Here is a 23,064-nt window from a genome sequence, read left to right as displayed (position 1 = left end):
AGCATATACGAAGATTAAATATTATTTTCTATATTAAAAGAATTTTGAATAAGATTTTAACTCTAAATTCACCTTCTTTTTTTATATAATCCATTTTACTACTTTTTTTTAATATATTTTCTATGAAATTTAATAAATGATATAAACTCCATAAATACAATTACAGAATTAAAAATATAGTATATAATATTATACAACAAAAAAATAATGAAGAAGAGTGTTATCAATGAACTATGTTGAATTTTTTAGAAATTTAGGTAAGGATGATATTCCTGTAGCAGGAGGTAAAGGTGCAAACCTTGGAGAATTAACAAATGCTGGAATTCCAGTACCACCAGGTTTTGTAATTACCTCTGAAACCTATCATAAATTCATAACAAAAACAGGAATTGAAGATAAAATTATTGAAATGTTAGATGGTCTTGACATCAATGATACACAACAACTTAACAAAGTATCAGATGATATTAAAGAATTAATCATAACAACAGAAATTCCTGATGATTTACAACGTGTAATTATCGAAGCATACAATGCATTATGTCTTGATGTAGATATTGAAGATGCAGTTGTAGCTATCAGATCATCTGCTACAGCAGAAGATTTACCAGATGCTTCATTTGCAGGACAACAAGAAACATACCTTAACATTGCTGGTGTTGAAGATGTTCTTATTAATGTACGTAAATGTTGGGCATCACTTTTTGAAGCAAGAGCAATATTTTACAGAGTAGAAAATGACTTTGATCATTCTGAAGTATTAATTGCAGTTGTAGTACAACAAATGGTAGATTCAGAAAAAGCAGGTGTAATGTTTACAGCAGAACCATCAACTGGTGAAGAACAAATGCTCATAGAAGGAGCATGGGGACTTGGAGAAGGAGTTGTATCAGGAACAGTTACACCAGATACATGTCGTTATGACAAAGAATCTGATGAAATACTTTCATATAAAATAAACTCTAAAAAGACCATGTTTAAAAAAGATCCAGAAACTGGTGCAACAGTACAAGTTGAAGTTCCAGAAGATATGGTTGATAAAAGAGTATTAAGTAACAGTGATATTGATAAACTCACAAATCTTGGACGTAAAATCCAGAAACACTACAATGCTCCAATGGATACAGAATGGGGTATTGAAGGTGGAAATGTTTACATGTTACAAGCAAGACCTATTACAACACTTGATAATATAGATGAAGAACTCAACAACCAATCATTAGATGATTCAGAAAGAGTAATTATTACAAGAGGTCTTGGAGCAAGTCCAGGTTTAGTATCAGGTACAGTTAAAATAATTAAAGAACTTGATGAACTTGACAAAATCCTTGATGGTGATATACTAGTAACAACCATGACAACACCTGATATGGTACCAGCTATGAAAAGAGCAAATGGAATCATAACAGATGAAGGTGGAGTAACATGTCACGCAGCAATTATCTCACGTGAACTTGGAATTCCATGTGTATCAGGAACAGGAGAAGCAACATCAGTTCTTGAAGAAAACACAAAAGTAACAATTGATGGTAAAAAAGGACTTGTATATGAAGGAGAACTTTCAGCATCAAAAGAAGAACAAACACAAAATGCAGCACCAGTTGCAGCAGCAGCACCACTAGTTACAGTTACAGATGTAAAAGTAAATGTAAGTATGGCAGAAGCAGCACAAAAAGCATATGCAACAGGAGCAGATGGAGTAGGACTTCTCAGAACAGAACACATGATGCTTGCAACAGGAACAGTACCATACAAATACATAGATGAAGGACGTGAAGATGAACTTGTAAACATCCTCGTTGAAAACATCCTCAAAGTAGTAGATGTATTCTATCCAAAAACAGTATGGTACAGAACACTTGATGCACCAACAGATGAATTCAAAACACTTGAAGGTGGAGAAAACGAACCTGATGAAGCAAACCCAATGCTTGGATGGAGAGGAATTAGACGTGAACTTGATCAGCCAGATATTCTAAAAGCAGAATTCAAAGCAATCAAAAAACTCCACGAAGAAGGATATACAAATATAGGAGTAATGCTTCCATTACTACACAAACCAGAAGAACTTCGTCAAGCAAAAGAAATTGCAAGATCTGTAGGACTTGAACCACACAAAGATGTAGACTTTGGTATGATGGTAGAAACACCAGCAGCAGCAATAATCATCGAAGACTTCATAGAAGAAGGACTTGACTTTGTAAGCTTCGGAACAAACGATCTAACACAATACACATTAGCATTAGACCGTAATAATGAATTAGTAGCAAAACACTACACAGAAGCACACCCTGCAGTACTCAAATTACTAGTAAGTGTAATTGAAAAATGTAACAAAGCAGGAGTAACAACAAGTATCTGTGGACAAGCAGGAAGTAAACCTGAAATAGTTGAAAAACTAGTAGAAGCAGGAATAGACAGTATCTCAGCAAACACAGATGCAGTAGAAACAATCAGAAAACTTGTAGCAAAAGTAGAAAAGAAAATTATGCTTAACGCTGCAAAAAAAGCACTAAGAAATGAATAAGTACACAAACACTCTTCACCACCCATTTTTTTTAATTTTTCATTATTTTTTTTCAAACAACATAATTTTAAAAACTCTTATTTTAATAGCTCTAATTTAGCTATAAATTAATTAAAATTACTAATTTTTATAAATACTTCAAATAATAAAAATATTATATAACAATTAAACTAAAAAATAGGGGAAATAGAATTATGCGTGAAAAGAACATTCTAGGACTCATAGTAATAGTTGCAGTAATAATTGTTGCATCAATAGCTGGAATATTCTACATTACATCATCAAACAGCTACAAAAACGTCACAATTGATGGAGTAGTATGTGAAGTACCAGATAATGGAGAAAATATAACAGTAAAAGAAGTAGCATCAAACTACCACATCTATGAAGATCCAAAAAATAACCTAACAATAATAGTATATAATCAAATAGAAAACCAAACACAAACAGATGATAACAACACAACAAACACTACAAATTATGAAGATCAATTCATACAACAGAAAAACTCAGTACAAACAGGAAGTTCCATGTCAAAAGAAGGAATGTCATTTAACAAAACAAACAATGACATATATAGCTACTATGGAAACTACTCAGGCAAAAATGTACTTATAAAAACAGCAAATGAAAATGTAATAGTACACATACTAAAATCACTACAAGTAACACCACTACAACCACAAATAGCAGCAAATGATACAAACGATACCAACAACACAACAACCACAGATACAAAAGTTGTAACAAAAACAAAAGTAGTACATGTAAAAGATTCTGATAATGATAAAAAAGATAATGATACTCCAAAACCTGAACCACCAGAACCACCAGAACCACCAGAACCTGTTGATGAAGATTGGTGGTAAATAATTCTTCACCTTTTACCTTTTTTTAATATCTAAGGAGGAATAGAAATTCGTGAGAAAAATATTGTAGCTTTGATAGTTATTGTTGCAGTTATTGCTGTTGCATCAGTTGCTGTGGTATTTTCAATGGGTGATCATACATCATATAAAAATGTTACAATTGATGGTGTTGTATGTGAAGTTCCTGATGAAAATGTAACAGTTAAGGAAGTATCACCTAATTATCATATCTATGAGGATTCAAAAAATAATCTAACAATAATGGTATATAATCAAGTAAGTAGTGATGAAAATACAACAGATAATACTACTGCATCTGATTATGATACATTTATACAACAGAAAAATTCTATACAAACAGGAAGTATGAAATCAAAAGATGGATTTTCATATAATTGTTCAAATTCTGAAGTGTATAGTTTTTATGGAAATTATTCAGGAAAAAATGTTCTTATTAAAACAGCAAATGAAAATGTAATAGGACATATTCTTAAATCATTAAATGTCACACCACTAAAACAACAACTAGTAGTTGATGATTCAAATAATACTACAGCAGATAATGAAACAACAACACAAGTAAATACTGTTACAAAAACAAAAGTTGTAACAAAACAAGTATCAACATCTAATTCAGAAGATAATAATAAACAAAGTACTAGTAGTAGTAAAAAGTCTAGTTCTAGCAGTAGTGGTAAATCATCTGGTAGATCTTCAAGTGGTGGAAATTCTTCTGGTGGAGGTAATTCTTCTAATTGATTTTATTTGGAATAATTAGTATATATAATTTTTTCACCATCTTTTTCTTTTTTTTATGGAAATTATAATAATGCTTTTTTATTAATAGTTATAGATATTTTATTATAATGGTAGATTTTTTTCTATTTTTTTATGATTCATTAATAAACTTTTATTTTTTTTTAGTAGTAATTTTTGGAGGGTTGATTTGTTTATGGATTTTAATGGAAAGTGTATTGATGATGTTTTTTCAGATCTTGAGGAGTTTAAGGAGTTGGATATGGATTATTCCTCTGGTCGTATTTTAGGTTCTATGTGTACTGAGCCTGATAGTGTTGGTATGCGTGCTTATCGTATGTTTAGTGAATCTAATCTTGGTGATCCTGGATTGTTTAAAGGCACTACTTTACTTGAAGGTGAGGTTATTAATATGATAGGTAATCTTCTTCACCTTAATGATGCTTGTGGACATATTGTAACTGGTGGAACTGAGGCAAATATTACAGCAATGTGTGCTGCGAAATATATATTTGAAGAGAAACATCCAGGTGTTAAACCTGAAATTATACTGCCTAAGTCTGCTCATTTTTCATTTAAAAAGATCATATCTATGCTTTCACTTAAGCCTGTATATGTTCCATTAAATGAGGATTATAAAATTGATACATCAAAGCTTGAAGAATTAATTACAGAAAATACCATGGCTATTGTTGCAATTGCTGGTACTACTGAGTTAGGTTATGTAGATGATATAGAAGAAATATCTGAAATTGCATATAGAAACAATGTATATCTTCATGTTGATGCAGCATTTGGTGGTTTTGTTATTCCATTTCTAAATTATGATAGGGATGATGAAATATTATTTGACTTTAAATGTCGTGGTGTATCATCAATTACTATTGATCCACACAAGATGGGTCTTGCACCAATACCTTCTGGTGGAATAATATTTAGAAATAAAGAACACCTTAAAAAGCTTGCTGTTAAAACTCCATATCTTACAAAAGATGAACAGACAACAATTGTTGGTACACGTAGTGGTGCATCAACAGCTGCAATATGGAGTCTTCTTAAGTATTATGGATTTAGTGGATATAAAGAAATTGTAGATAATGCAATGGAACTTACAAAATACACATATGAAAAACTAGATTCAATTGAAGGTGTCATTGTACGAAAACCAGAACTTAACTTAATATCATTTTATGTAGAACACCTTGATGTTGACATATTACAAAAACAGCTTGAGGATATGGGATGGAATATTTCAGTATCTGAATATCCACATGCACTACGTATAGTTTTAATGCCACATGTAAAAGAAGAACATATTAATGATTTTATATCAGATCTTAAAAAATTAATATAATAATAAAAAAAATAGGTATAAAATAAATTCTAAAAAATAAGAGAAGGTCATTCTATAAAAAAAGGGTTCTTATGGAGAGAAAATATTTATCCTCCATATATTACTTTTATTATTTCCATTTCATCATTATCTGATAATACTTCATCTTCTGTAACAGTTTGTCCATTTACTTTTACTACAACTGTTTCTATAGGAATTTCCTCAGATTTTAGTACATCTTTAACTTGTGTATTTTCATCTACTTCTAATTGTTTTACATCTTTTTTATTTACTAGTTTTATCTGCATTTTATTGTTCATCTCCGAGTTGTTCATATATTTCATCTAGGAATTTGCATGATTTACAAATATCTGCTGATGATGGTTCTCCACATTTTTTACATGTTTTATTTGCACTGCCTTTTTGTTGTTGTAGATATTCTTTTTTAATTGCAGGTTTTATTTTCTCAAATCCATTAAGTGTTGAATACATTATTGTTGGATGTTTAAGTGTTGCTTCACGAATAAAGTCACCTATCTCCATTCTGAATGATTCATGTGCATATGGACATCCATCAAAGTGCACTTCAAATCCACTTTCAAGTACATAGAGTCCTATTTCTTTTTCAGGAATCTTACGTAGTGGCTTAATTTTCTGTGTAAATCTTTCATCTGATGATTCTGTTTTATATCCTATACGTACCATGTTATTTATGTTACCTTCAAGGTAGTTCATAACAATACTTTGTACTTCATCATCAAGATTATGTCCTGTTGCAAGTTTTGTTGCTCCAATATCACGTGCTATCTGGTTAAATATTTGACGTCTGAAAACTCCACAATAAGTACATGCATGTTGTGGGTTATCACTCTTTTTTTGTAACTCCATAATCTTATCAATTGTAAAGTTATATTTATCTTCAAATGATACAATGTGATGTTTTATTCCAAGTTTAGCAGTGGTTTCTTTTGCAATACGTACACCTTCTTGTCTGTATCCTGCAATACCTTCATCTATAGTTAATGCTTCAAGTTCTATGATATTTTTCTCCTTTAGAATATTAAGTATCTTAAGGAGTGCAACACTATCTTTTCCACCAGATAGGGCAACTAGTACTTTATCATTTTTTGTTACTAGTTTTTCTTTTTTCACTGTTTTTAGAACTTGTTTTTCTATTGATTTTCTAAAACAACTACTGCAAAGTTTCTGTCCATTGTATTTTCTATTAATTACAACATGTTTACTTCCACATTGTGTGCAAACAATTTCTGTCAATTTATTTATTTCCCCTTTTTATGTTAAATTTAAAAAAAACATTTTTCTTTTAGAAGTTTTAAGTTAATTATTCTAAAACTATTATATACTGTTTTATATTTCTATAATTTGTTATATTTCAATTTTTATAAATATCAGTCAAATAATGGAAAATCCTGGATGTATTGTTTTTTAAGCTTAAGTGCATATTCTGCCTTTTGAAGTTCCATTCCAAGGTATGCTGCATGTTCAATACGACTTATAAGGTCACGCCTTAGAATCTCTTCATATATTGCTTGTGCTGTTGTAGCTGTTATTACAGCAGACTTTTCATAATCTTTAAATAGTACTGCTTTTATGAGGTTATCTTCAACTATTATCTTAAAACTTCCCTTATAGTCTGGAATAAATTTACCATCAGCTACAGCTTTTATCTCTGGAATATCTGTTGTATCAATTTGAAGATCATCTTTTTTATATGAATCCTTATATTTTATGAGATTAATTCCAACATCTTTTGGTATGGTGTTTTTCTCTTTTGCAACATACATCATATTTGATGCTACTTTAAGTTCACATATACTTGATTTTGTCTTAAGACTTGCCTCTGGTGTAAAAAGAATTGACACACCAAGTTCCATTGCAATACCACCAAGTACTGCATTTGCACCATTACTATCACAGTCAAGTAGTTCTGTTACATTTCCAACACCAAAAAATAGTAATTTCTCTGGGTTTTGTCGTCTGTATTCATAGCATGTAACTATTGATTCACTAAGTGATGGACTATTTATAGGATCAAGTAGGGGATCTGCAATCGTTGTAATATCACTACATAACATGTCAAGTTTATTTAATGAGTCAATTTTCTCTTTTGGTGTTTTTGGTATGATATTTTTTGAATAATTTGTTGGAAGTATCACAGCCTTCACATTATGTGCTTTTATTTCATCTTTTATCTTCATATAATTTCCATGATCAAGACTAAGTACTAGGTCTGCTTCAGCATCAAGTGCTCTTTTTATCTCAGATGGATTTAGTGTATCAATACTTACTGTAACATCATCATTGAAGTTATCCTTAATTGTCTTAACTAGATGATATGCCATTTCAGGATCGTTTCCACCTGCATGTAATCCTACATCTATCATGTCAGCACCACTATCTATGTAGTATGCAACACGATCTAGTAGTTCATTATCACTTAGTGTTGGTGCATTTGCAATTTCACCAAGTATACGCATTGGAAAATCAAGTCCTGTTGGAATATTTCCTATCATTGTATTTGCACTAGATTTAAGAAGTTCTATGTGTTTTTCAATATTATTTGCATCTTCTATTAGTTGCATTGATCTTTCATATTGTCTTTGTCGTATGAGTATATTTGCAGGTTTTTTTGTTGAAAGTTCAACATCACCTATTATGTCGAGTGTAAATTCTATGTCTGCTGCATTTGTTGGACCTTTATATGTTTCAATTGATATTAATTCATTAAGTAATGCTACATCTTCTTGTATAAGTCCTGGTGTTATGATCATGTCAACATCTGTATATATAATATCTTCACATCCATTAATTGAATGAAGTATTTTTTCATTATCTAGGTAGTATTTTATTTGTTTGACTGTTATAAATGCTGCAATTTGCATTGGTAGAGTTTTAATGTATATGTCATGTTTTTCATAGTTTTTTAGATTTTCTTTAATAATTGGTGTTGCAAGTTGTCCTGTTATTATAAGTATTTTCATATGATATTCCACCTTTTTTAGTATTTTATTTTTCACAGCATTAGAAATTCAATTTTTACTTATTAATATTTTATTTAAATTTTCTAAATTAAAAATTATACTACTAATATAAATATAATATAACATAGAAAGTATAATATAAAACATAATGATTTAACATTATTAATTAAAAAGGTAATGATTTAACATTATTAATTATTAGTATGTATTAAAAAATTATTACATCAAAAGAGACTTTTTATATATAAGATGGTATAAATTATTATACTTATTATAATAATATAAAAAGATGAGTTTTTGGAGGAAAAAAGTTAATGATTGAAATAAGATTTCATGGGCGTGGGGGTCAAGGATCCGTTACAGCTGCTGAAATATTAGCAAAAGCAGTTTTTGAGGAAGGTAAATACACTCAAGCATTCCCATCATTCGGAGTAGAAAGAAGAGGTGCACCAGTAACAGCATTTGCAAGAATTAGTGATGAACCTATCAGAAGACGATATCAAATCTACAACCCACAATATGTTGTAGTACTTGATGAAACATTAGCAAATGTAGTAAACTTAACATCAGGAATTCAAAAAGACAATGGTGCAGTATTAGTAAACACAAAAAGAGATGCAATTGATTCCATAACTGATGTAGACGTACACACAGTAGATGCAACAGGAATAGCACTTGATATATTAGGAAGAGACATTGTAAATACAACAATGTTAGGATTCTTATCTGCAAAAACAGGTGTAGTATCAATAGATTCACTTGTTAAAATCGTAAAAGATACATTTAAAGGAAAAGTAGCAGATAAAAACGTAAAAGCTGTTGAATACATCTATGAAAAATGTATAGAATAAGGAGATAGAGAAAATGGTATCAGTAGGCGCAGCTGTAAAAGAACCAGGAAGCACAAGAAAAAATAAAACTGGAAGTTGGAGAACATTTAAACCAGTAGCAGACAAAGATAAATGTATTTCATGTGGTATTTGTTACCTATTTTGTCCAGATGGATGTATAGATACAAACTTTGACTCAGATTATGACTACTGTAAAGGATGCGGAATTTGTGCAGAAGAATGTCCAGTAAAAGCAATTGAAATGGTGAGGGAATAAAATGGTAGTAAAAGTTATATCATCTGCAGAAGCAGTATCAGAAGCAGTAAAAAAAGCACAACCTAGTGTTATCCCAGTATATCCAATTACACCACAAACTAAAATATCTGAAAAATTAGCAGATTATGTTGCAGATGGAGAATTAGATGCAAACTACATAAGAGTAGAATCAGAACACAGTGCAATGAGTGCAGCAATAGGAGCAGCAGCAACAGGTGTACGTGTATTTACAGCAACATCAAGTCAAGGTCTTGCATACATGCATGAACCAGTATTTGCAGCAGCAGGTATGAGAGTACCTATTGTAATGGCAGATGCAAACCGTGCATTATCATCACCAATTAACATCTGGAACGATCAACAAGATTCAATCTCAGAAAGAGATTCAGGATGGATCCAACTTTATGCAGAAACAGGACAAGAAGCATTCGATACAATCCTACAAGCATATAAAATTGCAGAAAATACAAAAGTATCATTACCTGTAATGGTATGTATTGATGGATTTATCCTTACACACACAGTAGATCCTGTAGAAGTATTATCACAAGAAGAAGTAGATTCATTCCTACCAAAATATGAAATTACACACTTTTCACTTGACCCTGAAAATCCAATGTCACAGGGTACACTTGCAGATTCTGACTACTATCTTGAATTAAGATATGCAGTTGAAGAAGCAATGGAAAATGCAAAAGAAGTAATTACAGAAGTAGGTGCAGAATACGGAGAAAAATTCGGAAGAACATATGGTCTTATTGAAGAATATAAATCAGACGATGCAGAAATAATTCTCCTTGCAATGGGTTCAATTTGTGGAACAATTAAAGATGTAATTGATGAACAAAGAGAAAAAGGAAACAAAGTAGGTCTTATACGTGTAAGATCATACAGACCATTCCCAAAAGAAGCATTAAAAGCAGCAGTTGGAGATGCAAGACTTGCAGTTCTTGATAAAGATATATCATTCTCAGCAGGTGGAGCATTATACACAGATGTAAAAGCTGCAGTTGACAATGAAACATACGGATATATTATTGGATTAGGTGGACGTGACATAAAACCTTCAGACATTGAAGAAATTATAACAAAAACAGAAAATCCAACAAAAGATATAGAATGGATAGGTTTAAAAGAGTAGATAGATATGATGATTGATGATATAGATAAAACAGAATATTTAGCATCAGGACACAGAGCATGTGCTGGATGTGGAGCAACAATAGCAGCAAGACTTGCTCTTAAAGCATTAGGAAAAAACACAGTAGCAGTATCAGCTACAGGATGTCTTGAAGTAATTACATCACCTTATCCTGAAACTTCCTGGGAAATTCCATGGATACACGTAGCATTTGAAAATGCTCCTGCTGTAGCAAGTGGAGTAGAAGAAGCATTAAAAGCTCAAGGAAAAGAAGATACAACAGTTGTAGTTTTCGGTGGAGACGGTGGTACAACTGATATTGGTATGCAATCATTATCAGGTGCTATGGAAAGACAACAAAATATCATATACATATGTTATGATAACGAAGCATACATGAACACAGGTATTCAAAGAAGTAGTTCAACACCATTTGGTGCATCTACAACAACAACACCTGCAGGTAAACAGAGCTTCGGTGAAGATAAACCTAAAAAGAACATGGCAATGATCATGGCAGCACACGGAATTCCATACGTTGCAACAGCATGTGTATCACACCCACAAGATTTAATGGCTAAAGTTAAAAAAGCATCAGAAATCAAAGGTCCTGCATACATACACGTATTACAACCATGTGCAACAGGATGGGGTTATGCTCCTGAAAAAACAATTAAATTAGGAAAACTTGCAGTAGATACACATTCATGGATCTTATATGAAATTGATCATGGAATGCTTAACATCACTGTAAAACCTAAAGATAAAAAACCAGTAGAAGAATACTTAAAAGTACAAAAACGTTTCAAACACTTAGGTGACGCAGAAATTGCTTTCATTCAACAATTTGTTGATGAACAAAGTCGTGAACTAGGTTTACTTGATGATGAAGAAGATGAATGTGACTGCCATTGTGGTTGTTAAGGAAATATAGATAATATTTTTTTCTCTACATTCTCTTTCTTCTCTTTTACTTTTTTTTCTTTTTTTTAATATGAATTTACTTTTTTTTAGAATATTTTTTTTTATATAAATTATTTTAGTTTTAAATTATAAAGATACATAATAGTATAAAAAAATAATTATTATAATAATACTTAATCTACTTTTTCGGAGGTATTAATTTTAGATGATAAAACAAGAAGTTATTACAAACACAGTATATGAATTATACAAACAAGCTGCATTAATTCTACCAGATGACATTAAAAATGCACTTCAAAATGCATATGAAATTGAAGAAGATGAAATAGCAAAATTAAATATTGAATCTGTACTAAAAAATATAGATATTGCTGAGGAAAATTCAATTCCTATGTGTCAAGATACAGGACTTCCAATAGTTTTCATAAAACTTGGAAATGTAGAAGTTGAAAACTTACAACAGGCAATTATTGATGGTGTAAAAAAGGCAACAGCAGAAACACCACTAAGACCAAATGTTGTAGATCCATTTACACGTAAAAACAGTGGTATAAATATTGGTAAAGATATTCCACAGATAAATGTTGAATTATCAGATAAACCAGAACTTGAAATTACAATATTCCCTAAAGGATTTGGTTCAGAAAACAACAATAAACTTGCAATGTTACTTCCTGGTGATGGAGTAGAAGGAATTAAGGAATTCTTTAAAGATACAATAGTTGCAGCAGGTGGTAAACCTTGTCCACCTACAGTTATTGGTGTAGGTATTGGTGGATCATCAGATATGGCTATGAAACTTGCAAAAAAAGCATTACTTAAACCTATTGATGAGATAAATCCTGATGAACGTCTTGCAACACTTGAAGATGAACTTCTAGATATTGCAAATGCTACAGGTATTGGTCCTATGGGACTTGGTGGTAAAACAACTACTCTTGGTGTTAATATTGAACTTGCAGACACACATACAGCAGGTCTTCCTGTTGGAATTTGTGTTCAATGTTGGGCTGCAAGACGTGCAACAGCAATACTTAAAGATGAATAAAACACTAAATTATTAACCTCCTTACTTTTTTTTAAAATAATCTTTTATTATTTAATAAGTTATATGTAAAACTACTAATTTAATCAATGATCTAGTTAAATATTATGGGTTATATTGTATCTTAGAAAAAGTATAATATTAATATAAAGAAAAAATTATCAAATATAGAAAAAATAGATTCAATATTAAAAAAAAGGAAATATCTACAATTAATATTTTTTCTAAGAGAAACTAATCTATTATAAAAAAAAGAAATTAGTAGTGGTGGATTATTTTTAAGAATTAATTACCAATCATATTATTTTTATTATTTTTTTACCTTTCCAACTAAAAGAATAAAACTATCCACCACAAAAAAGGGTATAATGCGTTACTTATTTAAATTATATATATTTTGGATTGAATTTTTTGTATTTATTAATTTTTTTTATGAATTTTGATATTCTAGATTACAAATCTATACTTCAATTTCAAGTGATAGTAATGCCATATCTTCTGATCTATCAGCAATTCTTTCAAGATATCTTCCAATTAATAAGAATTGTACAAGAGCATTAATTGTTGATGAGTCTTCTTTCATTGCATCACTTACATCAACTATGAATTGATCAAAGTATTCATCTACAACATCATCGTTGCTTTTAATTTTAAGGTACTCATCCTTATTTTTGTTAAGGAATGGGTTAATACTGTTTTTTAACATATTCTCAACGTTCTGGGCCATCACCTTAAATGTTGATAATGGCCCAGCAGGAATAACTTCTACATCAATATCATTTGCAATTTGTGCAATGTTATGTGTAAGTTTTGCTATACGTTTAAAGTTATCTGCAAGTTTGATGCAGTTTTCAATGTATATTAAATCACAAGCAAGTGGTTGTTGTGTTGCAAGAAGTTCTACTGCAACAAGATTTATTTGAGCAGTTTTATCAATAATTACCTCAATATTTTTTTCAATCTTGTTATATTTTGCATCATCATAGTTTTCAAAGAGATTTATTGCATCAAGGTAATCTTCATTAACTTGATCTTTAATTTCTACAATATCTGTGTATATTTTATCCATTTTATTACGATAGTTTTGACGTGATTCCATTTGTTATTTCTCCTAAAATGTGTGTTGTATATTTTTTCAGTGTTCTATTTTTTATTAAAAAAAATATAAAAAGTGGATTTGGAGTTTTATACTTAACCAAATCTTCCTGTAATATAGTTTTGAGTTTGTTCTTCTTTTGGATGGAGGAACATTTCATCAGTAAGTGATGTTTCAATAACTTCACCATTTAAGAAGAATGATGTGTATTTAGATACACGTGATGCTTGTTGCATGTTGTGAGTTACAATTACAATTGTATAATTCTTTTTAAGTTCATTCATAAGATCTTCAATTTTAATTGTAGATACAGGGTCAAGTGCAGAACATGGTTCATCCATAAGAATTATTTCAGGTGATACTGCAATTGTTCTTGCAATACAAAGTCTTTGCTGCTGACCACCTGATAAGTTAAATGCTGATCTTTCAAGATCATCTTCTACTTCATCCCATAAAGCTACAGCCTTAAGAGTTTTTTTAACAATTTTTTCTATTTTATCTTCATCTTCTTCTCCATGAACTCTAAGACCATATGCTACGTTTTCATAAATTGATTTAGGGAAAGGGTTAGCTTTCTGGAAAACCATACCCACATTTTTTCTAAGATCTACAACATCAACATTAGGATCATAAATGTCACGATCATCTATGATGATGTCTCCTTCTTTTCTAAATCCTGGTACAAGGTCGTTCATACGGTTAAGTGTACGTAGGAATGTTGATTTTCCACAACCTGATGGACCTATAAGGGAGGTGATTGTATTTTTCTCAAAGGAAATATTGATGTCTTTGAGAACTTGCTTGTTACTAAAATATGTATTTAAATTTCTTACATCTATTGCATTTTGCATTTTATTGTGCTCCTGTTATTTTTTTAGAGTATCTTTCAACAAAGTAGTTTGTAGTGATTGTTATAATTAATATTAATATTATAAGTACAGCTGCTGTTGCATATGTATTATCAAGTGATATTGATTCTGTTGCAAGCATGTAAAGGTGAAGTGGTAGTGGTCTTGCAGGATCAAATACTGTGATTGGTACACCTGTTGATGAACCTACTGTATACATAATTGCTGCTGTTTCTTCTATTGCTCTTGCCATTCCAAGAACAACTCCTGTTACAATTCCAGGGATTGCTGCTGGAATTATTACTTTTATAATTGTTTGAAGTTTTGTTGCACCCATTCCAAGACTTGCTTCTTTGTATGTCTGTGGAATACTATCAAGTGCATTTTCTGTTGTTCTGATTATTGTTGGTATTGCCATAAGTGCAAGTGTAAGGGATGCTGAAAGTACACACCATCCAAGGTTTAAGAATTCTACAAAGAATGCAAGACCAAATAACCCGAAGATAATTGATGGTAATGATGCAAGAAGTTCAAGTGAATATCTAATTACTTGTGTTACTTTTCCATTGTTTGTGTATTCGTGAAGATATACAGCTACAGCTAGTGCAAATGGAGTTGCAATCAATACTGCAAAGAATGTTACATAGATAGTTGACACTATCATAGGGAAGATTCCACCTTCTGCTCCGAAATCTCTTGGTGATTGTGTTAAGAATTCTATTGATATGTGTGGAAGTCCATTTATAAGTATGAATCCAATTATTGTAATTAATATAACTATTGTAAGTGCTCCAATTCCCCAGAAGACATATTTTGCTATGTCATCTGTTTTTCTTCTATCTATTAAATTCATAAGTCTCCACTTCCTTGGATTTTAGTTTTCTTTTGTACATAATCTGCTATGAGTATTAATACCATGATTATTACAAGAAGTATTGCTGCTGTTGCAAAGAGTGCATTGTAGTGTAGGTCTATTGCATATCCCATTTCAAGTGCAATATTTGATGTTAATGAACGTACTGGGTCAAATATTGATGATGGTATTTGTGCTACGTTTCCTGCAATCATAATTACAGCCATTGTTTCTCCTATTGCACGTCCCATAGCAAGTATGATTGCTGTCATTATTCCTGGAAGTGCTGTTGGAATTATTACTTTTTTAATTGTTTGCCATTTTGTTGCACCAAGAGCTGTTGATATTTCATTGTATGATCCTGGCACAGCTTTTATTGAATCTTCAGATATGGTGATGATTGTTGGAAGAATCATTATTGCAAGTATGATTGATGCTGCAATTAATGAAAATCCTGTTGTGTTAAATGTTGTTCTGATAAATGGAACAACTACTACAAGTGCAAAGAAACCATATATTACAGATGGTATTGCTGCAAGTGTTTGAATTGTAGGTTTAATAATTTTCTGCATTGTGTTGTTTGCATATTGTGTTGTAAATATTGCACATCCTACAGCTAGTGGTATTGCAATGATAAGTGATATTGCAATCATCTCAAGTGATGATATTATCATTGTAAATACTCCGTATTGGTCAGCTTTTGGGTTCCATACTGTTCCAAATATGAAGTTAACAAGTCCAACTTGCTGTATTGCTGGTGCTGCTTCAACTAATATAAATCCTATAATTAAAAGGATAATTATAATTGATATTACAGATACTATCTGTAATCCTCTTTCTGCTATTTTTTCTTTAAATTCATGATCCATTAGTTATCCCTTTCCCTTTAGTTTATTGGTATTAATCCTTGATCTCTAACATATTGTTGACCTTCACTTGAAAGTACCCAGTCTATAAATTCTTGTGTTGAATTTGATGGTGTTGTATTTGTTAGGAATAAGAATGGTCTTTGAAGTACATAATCTCCAGATTTAATTGATTCTTCTGAAGCATTTACACCATTAACTTCAAGTTTGTTAATATCGTCATCTTTGATATCTGCAAGTGATGCATATCCTATTGCATTTGGATCTGATTGTACTGTTTTTATTACTGATCCTGTTGAACTTTGTACAATTGCATCTTTTTTGAAGTCATCGCCTTTTAGAACAAGTTTTTCTACAGCGTCACGAGTTCCTGAACCATCTTCACGTGTTACGATGTTTATGTTTCCATCTTCTCCACCTACATCTTTCCAGTTTGTTATTTTTCCTGTGAAGATATCTTTTAGTTGTTCAGAACTTAGGTCTGTAAGTTTGTTTGCTTTATTTGTGATTATAATAATTGCATCTGTTGCAATTTTTGTTTGTTTTATGTTTGGATTTTTGTTTGCGTCGAGTTTTGTTGAGTAGGTTCCTATCTGTGCTGAGCCTTTTTTGATACTGTTAAGACCCATTGTAGATCCTCCACCTTGTACTGTAATTTCAAATTGTGGATGAGCATCATCATATGTTTCTGCTAGTTTTTCAGCTATTGGCTGTACAGATGATGATCCTACTACTGCTATGTTTTCATGTTTTGCTACTCCTGGTGCAAATACCATGAATAATGCTATTAGACATACAATAGCAAGAAGTATTGTTAATTTATATTTTTGTTTCATTTTCATTGTACCTTTTTAATCTAGTTTTTTTTCATAAATAAATTTAAATAAATTAGGGGGGGGGAGGTGATGGGATGGGTGATATTCAAAGTGGGTGGTGAGTGCTTTTTTTTGTTTAATAATTTTATATGGGGAGGGAGGTTATTGTATATAGGTAGGGGGGTTAGGTAGGTATGTTTATTTGATATTTAGATATGAGTATTTAAAGGTAGTGAATATGGGAACAAAAGTTCATATATTAGGAACTTATATTTATTTTAGTTCATATTTAGTGAAATAATACATATTTTGTGAATTCACAAAATAAGAACATAGAAAAAACCTTGTTCATAAAATAGGAATTTATGTGTACCAAAAAGTGAACATTTTAAAAAGTAGCATATCCTATAATGTGAACAAAAGCTCTAAAACTAATTAAAAAGCTTAAAAAAATCTAAAAAAATATAAAAAAAACTTAAAAAAGAAAACAAACAAAAAATAATGAAATATAATAAAAAATAAAGTTAAATAAATTCACATAAAAATAACAAAATATCATAAAATGAGAACAAAATATATACTATTAAAAAACAATCTAAAAACAAAAAAAGAAACAATAAAAAATTAAAAATAAAAAATAACTAAAAAATAGGGGAGATTAAGAGAAATAAACAAATATTACATATGTTTATTTTCAAGATAAAATTGACTTGCAGCTTCGGTAATTTCAATAGAAATATCACCAATTCTTTCAAATGACTTAACAACTCTAAATAAAACAAGGAAATAAGTAGAATTATTCTTATTAATATCATCACTTGCCATCTGATTTGTTATCTTCTTAGTTGCAAGTTTCTGATAATTAGTAAGTTCACTTTCATAACGATCCATCTTCTCTTTAACATTCAAATCATGACGAATAAAACTTTTAACAGCCTTCTTAAACATACGATTTGAAATATCATACATCTGCTCAAGAGCCTCCATAACAGGTTCACTAACAGGCTTATTTTCCTCAAGAACAAACTTAGGAATATGACAAATATGATCACCAATACGTTCCATATCATATGCAATCTCATTAAACATAATAGTATTATTAAATTCAAAATAAGGATCAAGAGAAATAACAGTATCAGTAGAAGATTTAATCTTACTATACATCTGGTTTGTATTTAAATCCTCATCAAGAGCTTTCTGGGCAAGTTCAAGATCATTATTTTTAAGAGCATTAAATGACCATTCAAACTGTTTTGTAATCTGCTCACCCATATCCTTAAGCATTTCCTTAATGAAGTATTCACCAGAATATTCAGGAACAGAATTTTCAGTTTCATAATTTTCAGATATTTCATTAAATTTCTTAAGATCAACAACATAAGCTTTCTTAACAATATCCTCATCAATAAGAGGTTTAAGAAGCTTTGTAACATAACGTCTACTAATATTTAATTTATCTGCAATTTCATCTTGTGTCGATGGTGCTTCATATAAAATAATATCTAGGATCTCTTTAAGTGTATTGTTTTTTATATTCTTAGGCATAAGATTTCACTTTTTGATTATATAATAAATTAAAAATTTTGTTAAAATATTTTTTTTTGATTTACATTCTTTAAGTACTACTATTTATATTAATTTAATATATTTCTAAATTTTTATATAATAATCAACAAAAATATCCACATAAACAAAAAAAAAGTTACAGATAAAAATAAAATTTACTAATCATTAATTAAAACTTAACAATAAAAACAATAGGAGAATTCTAAAAAAATGCAAAAAGAACTACTTGCAGGAAAACTAGTTGATAGAAAATCAAAATTCTATGCACACCTTTACAAAATTGATAATCTTGATGATGATGTAGCAGAAATTCAGAAAATTCATAATAAGAAATATAAAAAAGCAGCACATCACTGTTATGCAGCACTTATAGGTGATAATGAAGATTCAAGAAATGATGGAGAAGTAGGATCACCAGGACGTGTACTTCTTGAACTTCTTCATGAATATAAACTTGATGGATATATGATAATGGTTTCACGTATATTTGGTGGAATAAAACTAGGTCAAGGTGGAGTTGCACGAGCATTTAGAAATAGTGGTCGTGGAGTAATAAAAGCATACCTTGAAAATCAATAAAATTATCTGTATAATAAAAATAAAAAAAATTAGGGTGGTGAGGTGTAGATGATAAAACTTCACTACTATTAAATATTTTTAAATTAAATCTATAAATCCCATTATAAAATTTAACTCTCTTTTTTTTCTAATTTCTAGAAGTAATAATCATCTTCATCATAATATTCATCAATTGTATCTCTACGATTTTGTGGTTGTTGATTATTTCCTGGATGTCTACGTCTTTGATTTGTAAATTTATTGTTATGATTTTGGATGTGATCATTACTATAGTGATTATTATTGTATCTGTTGTTGTTATATTGTTGATTGTTGTTGTATTGATAGTTATCTCTTGGTGGTCTTGGACTATAAGTTTGTGTAGTAGTTTGTGTTTGTGCTTTTTCATCTGGTACTGTAAGGATAATATATAGAATCATTATTATAATTGCAATGTTAAGGTAATCTTTTAGTGAACCTGTTAACATGTAAAGAAGTGGTATGTTAAATGTATCACCATATCCAAACATTAACTCTATAAGTCCTACAATAATAAGAAGTACACCATGTTTTGAGCTGAGATTTTTTGTAAAGAATGGATATAATCCCATAATTATAAGTGCATATCCTATTGTTTTTAGTAGTTGCCAGTTTGCTATTGATTCAATTGAGTAGAATATATCAATTGGTATGATTCCAACTTTTCCAAGGAAGTGAATTAATTCAATAATTAAGATAACAACAAGAGGGAATAAAAATAATACTTTTGTTGTAATTATTGATGAAGATCCTTGTTTTTGTGTTGGTGTATTATATGAGTAATTGTTTTTTACTGTTTCATATTCATTTTGATATCCATATTGTCCATAGTTCTTATTCTGGTTTTCTTCATATTCAGAAATTTTATCTGTTACAGGATCTTTAAAGTATCTTTTAAGTACTTCTGCGATAATAGATGAAAATACTGATCCTATAATAGTACCACTTACACCAAGAAGTGATGTAAGGAGGGCAACTATTCCTGAAATAACACCCAGTATAAGAATATCTGTTATCTGCGATGATTTTGCCATAATTTCAACTTTCCTATAAATTTTATATTTATCTTTTAATAGTTTATGTAATTCATAAAAAATAAAGATTATTATTGTTTATATTTATTCGAAGTTAATATAATAAAATAATTAATGTAAAATAAGTTTTTAATAAATAGTGCAGGGGATGGGATTCGAACCCACGTAGGCCTACGCCAGAGGATCTTAAGTCCACCCCCTTTGGCCAGCTCGGGCACCCCTGCATGTAAAAAATAATAATTTAAACAATATTATTATTTGTTGTTTTAAAATAGTACAATATAATATATTTACAACTTTATATTTATACTTTACGGTTCATATTTTAAAAAATAATAAGTATTCGAAAAAAATCTTCAAAATTAAAAATAAAATAGTAAAAAAAAGAGAGGTGTATAGAAAAATTAAAATTTTAAACTAATACTTTTTCCATATGAATAGTTCCAGCATCATCATGAGTATCATATGTTATTTCAAAATTATTATACTGCCAAAATGATAATGCACCATAACTTTTCTCTGATGTATGTAGATAGATTTCATTATAATGTTTTTCAATACAGAAATTTTCAAGTTTTTCTACAAGTTCAGATCCAATCTTACAATGTCTATAATCTGGGTGAACAAATACTCTATGGAAACTTGCTGTATGTTCTCTTGAATAAGTTCTATTTTTAACATTGTAGTCACGATCATAACTACGTATAGCTGATGTTGCAACAACTTTATCTTCATCAGTATCTATTGCAATAAAGAAGTTACATTTTTCAGGATCAATATAATATTTTTCAAGTTCAACAATATCATAGTGGTATTCTGGAACATAATCCAGATCATAACATTTTTTTACCATATCAAAAAGAAATTCTTTAACATTATATCTTTCAATGTCACTTTTTTTAAGTTCAATAATTTCAATGTTCATACTTTTAGCCCCACAATCATTAAAAATGTATTACTTTTATTATATATCTTATTACTAATAGTTAATATAAAAGTAATATATAAAGGTATCAAAAGTATTACTAAAAATTATAAAAAAATAAAAAAATTAATACAAAATACAAAAAATAAAATTGTAATAAAATCTAAAAAAATAGTAGAAAAAATAGAAAATTTCAAATTATATACATTTTCATAAAAAACAATAAAAAACTGAAAAATGTTCAAAAAAATAACAAATTTTCTAAACTCACATAATTTTCATAAAAAATTCCAACAAAAACAAAGATAATTTTCAAAAATTTTTGGCATATTTCATATCTCTATATATTATATAGGAAAAAAATTCCATGAAAATCTCATTACTCTATATATTATATAGTAATTTTTTTTGTGTAAAAATTTGGTTAATTTCAACATAAAATATTATGCAATATTTTCTAATTAAATTGTTAAGGATGATGTGATGGTAATAGTATGTGCTACAAAAAGCGAGACACATGAACAAAAACATTAAGTTGTTTTGTTATGATTGATTGTTTTTCCAAGTGTAGCAATATGAATTTTATTGAATTATGAAAACTAAAGTAAAGTTTAGTTCATGCAACTGCAGAGCTAAATGATTTAGTTTGATGTACGTTAAGCGAATGTATAACAATACATGATGTGGTAAAGAGTATATATTAATATACACTGCCAATAAATAATTATGAATTATTTATAATCCTTTATTTTGTTTACTTATTATACTTCTATAACTTATAGAAACAGTGTGTAAATTATTACAATCTGCTTTGATTGACTGGTTTACAATTTAATCGTGTAAATCCGTTTGATCCTGGCGGAAGCTACTGCTATTGGGATTCGATTAAGCCATGCAAGTCGAATGAATTTATATTCATGGCATACGGCTCAGTAACACGTGGATAACTTACCCTTAGGACTGGGATAACTTTGGGAAACTGAAGATAATACCGGATATTAAGCTATGCCTGCAATGGTTTGCTTATGAAATGTTCTTCGCCTAAGGATAGATCTGCGGCTGATTAGGTCGTTGGTGGGGTAAAGGCCCACCAAGCCGATGATCGGTACGGGTTGTGAGAGCAAGAGCCCGGAGATGGAACCTGAGACAAGGTTCCAGACCCTACGGGGTGCAGCAGGCGCGAAACCTCCACAATGTACGAAAGTGCGATGGGGGGATCCCAAGTGCTATTCTTAACAGAATAGCTTTTCATTAGTGTAAAAAGCTTTTAGAATAAGAGCTGGGCAAGACCGGTGCCAGCCGCCGCGGTAATACCGGCAGCTCAAGTGGTAGCTGTTTTTATTGGGCCTAAAGCGTTCGTAGCCGGTTTAATAAGTCTTTGGTGAAAGCTTGTAGCTTAACTATAAGAATTGCTGGAGATACTATTAGACTTGAAGTCGGGAGAGGTTAGAGGTACTACCGGGGTAGGGGTGAAATCCTATAATCCTGGGAGGACCACCTGTGGCGAAGGCGTCTAACTAGAACGATCTTGACGGTGAGTAACGAAAGCCAGGGGCGCGAACCGGATTAGATACCCGGGTAGTCCTGGCCGTAAACGATGTGGACTTGGTGTTGGAATGGCTTCGAGTTGTTCCAGTGCCGAAGGGAAGCTGTTAAGTCCACCGCCTGGGAAGTACGGTCGCAAGACTGAAACTTAAAGGAATTGGCGGGGGAGCACCACAACGCGTGGAGCCTGCGGTTTAATTGGATTCAACGCCGGA

At 30.5% G+C, this 23,064-nt stretch carries 21 protein-coding genes, 1 tRNA gene and 1 rRNA gene; 11 read left to right on the top strand and 12 right to left on the bottom strand.

The window, feature by feature from the left end; all coding sequences use genetic code 11:
* The first annotated feature begins 226 nt into the window (after positions 1-226).
* The 4 genes from ppsA to mfnA all read left to right on the top strand — a co-directional run bounded on the left by ppsA (position 227) and on the right by mfnA (position 5,506).
* Positions 227-2,527 carry a phosphoenolpyruvate synthase gene (ppsA, locus tag MRZ80_RS02660; RefSeq protein WP_292535926.1) on the top strand — a complete coding sequence of 767 codons (2,301 nt, stop codon included), beginning with the start codon at positions 227-229 and terminating at the stop codon, positions 2,525-2,527.
* 194 nt (positions 2,528-2,721) lie between these two features.
* Positions 2,722-3,396, top strand: a complete 675-nt coding sequence (locus tag MRZ80_RS02655; protein ID WP_292535925.1) for a hypothetical protein — start codon at positions 2,722-2,724, stop codon at positions 3,394-3,396.
* Positions 3,397-3,468: 72 nt separating this feature from the next.
* On the top strand, positions 3,469-4,155 hold the full coding sequence (locus MRZ80_RS02650; protein WP_292535923.1) for a hypothetical protein: 687 nt from the start codon (positions 3,469-3,471) through the stop codon (positions 4,153-4,155).
* Between the two features lie 193 nt (positions 4,156-4,348).
* Positions 4,349-5,506 (top strand): tyrosine decarboxylase MfnA, encoded by a 1,158-nt coding sequence (gene mfnA, locus MRZ80_RS02645; protein ID WP_292535921.1) that lies wholly within the window; start codon positions 4,349-4,351, stop codon positions 5,504-5,506.
* 86 nt (positions 5,507-5,592) lie between these two features.
* On the opposite strand, the gene MRZ80_RS02640 is transcribed toward mfnA, so the two are convergent.
* The 3 genes from MRZ80_RS02640 to MRZ80_RS02630 form a co-directional block, all read right to left on the bottom strand.
* Entirely contained in the window at positions 5,593-5,793 is a 201-nt protein-coding gene (locus MRZ80_RS02640) for a MoaD/ThiS family protein (protein ID WP_292535919.1), read from the bottom strand.
* 1 nt (position 5,794) lies between these two features.
* Positions 5,795-6,751, bottom strand: coding sequence for a TIGR00269 family protein (locus MRZ80_RS02635; RefSeq protein WP_292536019.1), 957 nt, complete (start codon positions 6,749-6,751; stop codon positions 5,795-5,797).
* Positions 6,752-6,894: 143 nt separating this feature from the next.
* Positions 6,895-8,487: a dihydropteroate synthase-like protein gene (locus MRZ80_RS02630; protein ID WP_292535917.1), complete on the bottom strand. Its 1,593-nt coding sequence runs from the start codon at positions 8,485-8,487 to the stop codon at positions 6,895-6,897.
* A gap of 314 nt (positions 8,488-8,801) precedes the next feature.
* On the opposite strand from MRZ80_RS02630, the gene MRZ80_RS02625 reads away from it, so the two are divergent.
* From MRZ80_RS02625 to MRZ80_RS02605, 5 genes are all read left to right on the top strand, one after another.
* On the top strand, positions 8,802-9,338 hold the full coding sequence (locus MRZ80_RS02625) for a pyruvate ferredoxin oxidoreductase subunit gamma (protein ID WP_292535915.1): 537 nt from the start codon (positions 8,802-8,804) through the stop codon (positions 9,336-9,338).
* Positions 9,339-9,351: 13 nt separating this feature from the next.
* Positions 9,352-9,594, top strand: a complete 243-nt coding sequence (gene porD / locus MRZ80_RS02620; RefSeq protein ID WP_292535913.1) for a pyruvate synthase subunit PorD — start codon at positions 9,352-9,354, stop codon at positions 9,592-9,594.
* 1 nt (position 9,595) lies between these two features.
* The gene (gene porA / locus MRZ80_RS02615) at positions 9,596-10,735 is read left to right on the top strand and encodes a pyruvate synthase subunit PorA (protein ID WP_292535912.1); all 1,140 of its coding nucleotides are present in this window, start codon (positions 9,596-9,598) and stop codon (positions 10,733-10,735) included.
* A gap of 9 nt (positions 10,736-10,744) precedes the next feature.
* The gene (porB, locus tag MRZ80_RS02610; protein ID WP_292536017.1) at positions 10,745-11,659 is read left to right on the top strand and encodes a pyruvate synthase subunit PorB; all 915 of its coding nucleotides are present in this window, start codon (positions 10,745-10,747) and stop codon (positions 11,657-11,659) included.
* A 205-nt stretch (positions 11,660-11,864) separates the two neighbouring features.
* Positions 11,865-12,707: a fumarate hydratase gene (locus tag MRZ80_RS02605; RefSeq protein WP_292535910.1), complete on the top strand. Its 843-nt coding sequence runs from the start codon at positions 11,865-11,867 to the stop codon at positions 12,705-12,707.
* 457 nt (positions 12,708-13,164) lie between these two features.
* On the opposite strand, the gene MRZ80_RS02600 is transcribed toward MRZ80_RS02605, so the two are convergent.
* From MRZ80_RS02600 to MRZ80_RS02575, 6 genes are all read right to left on the bottom strand, one after another.
* Complete coding sequence (locus MRZ80_RS02600; protein WP_292535907.1) at positions 13,165-13,803, bottom strand: PhoU domain-containing protein; 639 nt, start codon at positions 13,801-13,803, stop codon at positions 13,165-13,167.
* Positions 13,804-13,895: 92 nt separating this feature from the next.
* On the bottom strand, positions 13,896-14,651 hold the full coding sequence (pstB, locus tag MRZ80_RS02595) for a phosphate ABC transporter ATP-binding protein PstB (RefSeq protein ID WP_292535905.1): 756 nt from the start codon (positions 14,649-14,651) through the stop codon (positions 13,896-13,898).
* 1 nt (position 14,652) lies between these two features.
* Complete coding sequence (gene pstA, locus MRZ80_RS02590) at positions 14,653-15,501, bottom strand: phosphate ABC transporter permease PstA (RefSeq protein WP_292535903.1); 849 nt, start codon at positions 15,499-15,501, stop codon at positions 14,653-14,655.
* Entirely contained in the window at positions 15,498-16,370 is an 873-nt protein-coding gene (gene pstC, locus MRZ80_RS02585; protein ID WP_292535901.1) for a phosphate ABC transporter permease subunit PstC, read from the bottom strand. Before pstC ends, pstA begins: the two co-directional genes overlap by 4 nt.
* Positions 16,371-16,387: 17 nt before the next feature.
* Positions 16,388-17,209: a phosphate ABC transporter substrate-binding protein gene (locus MRZ80_RS02580; RefSeq protein WP_292535899.1), complete on the bottom strand. Its 822-nt coding sequence runs from the start codon at positions 17,207-17,209 to the stop codon at positions 16,388-16,390.
* A gap of 651 nt (positions 17,210-17,860) precedes the next feature.
* On the bottom strand, positions 17,861-18,727 hold the full coding sequence (locus MRZ80_RS02575; RefSeq protein WP_292535897.1) for a PhoU domain-containing protein: 867 nt from the start codon (positions 18,725-18,727) through the stop codon (positions 17,861-17,863).
* Between the two features lie 231 nt (positions 18,728-18,958).
* Here MRZ80_RS02575 and MRZ80_RS02570 point away from each other — a divergent pair, with 231 nt between their 5' ends.
* Complete coding sequence (locus MRZ80_RS02570; protein WP_292535895.1) at positions 18,959-19,327, top strand: YigZ family protein; 369 nt, start codon at positions 18,959-18,961, stop codon at positions 19,325-19,327.
* Between the two features lie 134 nt (positions 19,328-19,461).
* Here the strand turns inward: MRZ80_RS02570 and MRZ80_RS02565 are convergent, their stop codons facing one another.
* The 3 genes from MRZ80_RS02565 to MRZ80_RS02555 all read right to left on the bottom strand — a co-directional run bounded on the left by MRZ80_RS02565 (position 19,462) and on the right by MRZ80_RS02555 (position 21,304).
* Positions 19,462-20,379, bottom strand: a complete 918-nt coding sequence (locus tag MRZ80_RS02565; RefSeq protein WP_292535893.1) for a hypothetical protein — start codon at positions 20,377-20,379, stop codon at positions 19,462-19,464.
* 140 nt (positions 20,380-20,519) lie between these two features.
* Positions 20,520-20,603: transfer RNA gene (locus MRZ80_RS02560), tRNA-Leu, on the bottom strand.
* A 188-nt stretch (positions 20,604-20,791) separates the two neighbouring features.
* Positions 20,792-21,304, bottom strand: a complete 513-nt coding sequence (locus MRZ80_RS02555; protein ID WP_292535891.1) for a GNAT family N-acetyltransferase — start codon at positions 21,302-21,304, stop codon at positions 20,792-20,794.
* 842 nt (positions 21,305-22,146) lie between these two features.
* Here MRZ80_RS02555 and MRZ80_RS02550 point away from each other — a divergent pair.
* Positions 22,147-23,064, top strand: a 16S ribosomal RNA gene (locus MRZ80_RS02550); the annotation flags it as partial.

The sequence above is a fragment of the Methanosphaera sp. genome, from assembly GCF_022768985.1.
GTDB lineage: Archaea > Methanobacteriota > Methanobacteria > Methanobacteriales > Methanobacteriaceae > Methanosphaera.
This window is presented reverse-complemented; position numbering and strand designations above follow the sequence as displayed.

Coding starts and splice junctions, on each gene's coding strand:
- ppsA (WP_292535926.1), top strand. CDS start 227: ATGAACTATGTTGAATTTTTTAGAAATTTAGGTAAGGATGATATTCCT.
- MRZ80_RS02655 (WP_292535925.1), top strand. CDS start 2,722: ATGCGTGAAAAGAACATTCTAGGACTCATAGTAATAGTTGCAGTAATA.
- mfnA (WP_292535921.1), top strand. CDS start 4,349: ATGGATTTTAATGGAAAGTGTATTGATGATGTTTTTTCAGATCTTGAG.
- MRZ80_RS02640 (WP_292535919.1), bottom strand. CDS start 5,793: ATGCAGATAAAACTAGTAAATAAAAAAGATGTAAAACAATTAGAAGTA.
- MRZ80_RS02630 (WP_292535917.1), bottom strand. CDS start 8,487: ATGAAAATACTTATAATAACAGGACAACTTGCAACACCAATTATTAAA.
- MRZ80_RS02625 (WP_292535915.1), top strand. CDS start 8,802: ATGATTGAAATAAGATTTCATGGGCGTGGGGGTCAAGGATCCGTTACA.
- porD (WP_292535913.1), top strand. CDS start 9,352: ATGGTATCAGTAGGCGCAGCTGTAAAAGAACCAGGAAGCACAAGAAAA.
- porA (WP_292535912.1), top strand. CDS start 9,596: ATGGTAGTAAAAGTTATATCATCTGCAGAAGCAGTATCAGAAGCAGTA.
- porB (WP_292536017.1), top strand. CDS start 10,745: ATGATTGATGATATAGATAAAACAGAATATTTAGCATCAGGACACAGA.
- MRZ80_RS02605 (WP_292535910.1), top strand. CDS start 11,865: ATGATAAAACAAGAAGTTATTACAAACACAGTATATGAATTATACAAA.
- MRZ80_RS02600 (WP_292535907.1), bottom strand. CDS start 13,803: ATGGAATCACGTCAAAACTATCGTAATAAAATGGATAAAATATACACA.
- pstB (WP_292535905.1), bottom strand. CDS start 14,651: ATGCAAAATGCAATAGATGTAAGAAATTTAAATACATATTTTAGTAAC.
- pstA (WP_292535903.1), bottom strand. CDS start 15,501: ATGAATTTAATAGATAGAAGAAAAACAGATGACATAGCAAAATATGTC.
- pstC (WP_292535901.1), bottom strand. CDS start 16,370: ATGGATCATGAATTTAAAGAAAAAATAGCAGAAAGAGGATTACAGATA.
- MRZ80_RS02580 (WP_292535899.1), bottom strand. CDS start 17,209: ATGAAAATGAAACAAAAATATAAATTAACAATACTTCTTGCTATTGTA.
- MRZ80_RS02575 (WP_292535897.1), bottom strand. CDS start 18,727: ATGCCTAAGAATATAAAAAACAATACACTTAAAGAGATCCTAGATATT.
- MRZ80_RS02570 (WP_292535895.1), top strand. CDS start 18,959: ATGCAAAAAGAACTACTTGCAGGAAAACTAGTTGATAGAAAATCAAAA.
- MRZ80_RS02565 (WP_292535893.1), bottom strand. CDS start 20,379: ATGGCAAAATCATCGCAGATAACAGATATTCTTATACTGGGTGTTATT.
- MRZ80_RS02555 (WP_292535891.1), bottom strand. CDS start 21,304: ATGAACATTGAAATTATTGAACTTAAAAAAAGTGACATTGAAAGATAT.